The organism is Arthrobacter tecti, from assembly GCF_054511355.1.
On sequence record NZ_JBTNCT010000038.1, the window covers coordinates 1 to 1,746 of the forward strand.

Consider the following 1,746-nt stretch of genomic DNA (forward strand, 5'->3'; position numbering starts at 1 on the left):
CTAGGTGCGTGTGTCGGTAGTGGTTTGACCGTCTCGCAGGGTTGAGCGCTGATTGCCGGGCCGCAGTCCGTTGTCCTGGAATTGGTGACCGGATACCGGTTTGCGGGGACGAACGTTTGGAAGGCCGTCGTGGGGCGTGGCCGGTGGTACTCAGCCCGGGTCCGACACCCCGGTTTCCCGCCTGTGTTCAGACGGTTCGGATACGGTGGCTGTGGAGTTTGAGCAGATTGTGGCAGCCGGCCATCAGGTTCCATTCCGCGGATGCCTTCTCGAGCCCGCGCAGGAGCACATGTTTGCCTTGCCGGGTGTGCATTTGTCCGAAGACCGGTTCCACGATGGCTTTGCGGCGGGCGTAGACCTTCCGGCCTTTCTTCGTTTTGAGTTTCCGGGCCATCCGCTCAGTGAGGGTCGCGTCCGCTGGGATCCTGCCCCGGGGCGCCTCCGGGACGGGTTGGCTGTGTTTGATCCGCCTGGTGGAGATGAAGAACTCCGTGCCCGCGTGAGTAGTCTCGATTTCCTTGACGTGGTCCAGGTTTCCTGCTGAGCAGTATCCGGCGTCGGCACTCCACTTCCGGGGCATGGCCTTTAGTGTGTCCTGCGTTTTCTTGACCATCGGTGCCAGTTGCCGCACGTCCACCGCGGTGTTGTTCAGTTCGGTAGCGACGATGACCTGGTGCCCGGCATCAACGACGGCGTGCCCGTTGTAGCAGTAGTGGTAGGACCCGTCCGCGGTCTTCATGATCCTCGCGTCCGGGTCGGTGAAGTTCCGTTGCGCCGTGGGTTTCGGTTCCGCCGCCGCGGCGGCAGCATCGCCCCTGCCGGAGACATCCCCGTCGTCGTCCCCACGGTTCCGGGCCTTTTCCTCGGCCTCACGGCGTGCCTTGTCCGCGGCTTCGGCCTCAATGGATTCCCGTGCGGTTTTCAAAGCCGCCGCACGGCGGGTCCGGTTGGCCAGCTCCGCGGGCAGCTCATCGCCGCGTTTGCCCGGCCCGAAGCGGGCATCCTCGGCCGCGTCCACGCTCCTGGCCTCCGCCATCAGGTCGCTGATCTCCTCGGCCAGGACCTTCTGCTTGACGCTCAGCCGGGCGTAGGACATGGCCTTATGCCGGGAAGCGTTGGCCCGCACCTTCGTACCGTCCAACGCCACGTGCCCCAACTTCACCATCCCTGCGGCCCGGCAGAGTTCCAACGCCTGAAGAAACACATTCGCCAGCGCCGCGAGATGGCGTTCACGGAACCGGGCAATGGACCGGAAATCCGGGGCCTGCTGAGCGGCCAACCACCGGAAAGCGACCACGTCCGTGCACGCTTTCTCCAGCTCCCGCGAGGACCGCACCCCAACGCAGTACCCGTAAAGCACGACCCGCAGCATCAACCGCGGATCATACGGCGGCTGGCCCTTGGCCTTCGCGTAGGAGGCGTAAAACCGGGTCAAATCCAGTTCCGCTTCGACGAGTTCGGCAATGAACCGGGCCAGATGACCCCGCGGCAACCACTCATCCAACGACGGCGGAACCAGCATCACCGCATCAGGCTCAAACGCCCTGAAACGCTTCCTCACCCCGCCGTTGGTATCCACCCGCTCATCCGCAGCACGCTCTGCCCGCTCGACCAGTGCATCATCAAAAAGGCCTTCATCGCCACCGGAATCCATACCCCCAATTCTCCCAGCCAACACCGCCAGGGCACCGCTAATACGTCGGCGTTTTAAAAACAGCGCCCGCCATTACTGACCCACGCACCTAG

General features: G+C 64.0%; 1 protein-coding gene. It reads right to left on the reverse strand.

Annotated elements, in window-relative coordinates:
- Positions 1–187: 187 nt before the first annotated feature.
- On the reverse strand, positions 188–1,522 hold the full coding sequence (locus tag ACX80C_RS19290; RefSeq protein WP_459328082.1) for an IS1182 family transposase: 1,335 nt from the start codon (positions 1,520–1,522) through the stop codon (positions 188–190).
- Between the last annotated feature and the right edge of the window lie 224 nt (positions 1,523–1,746).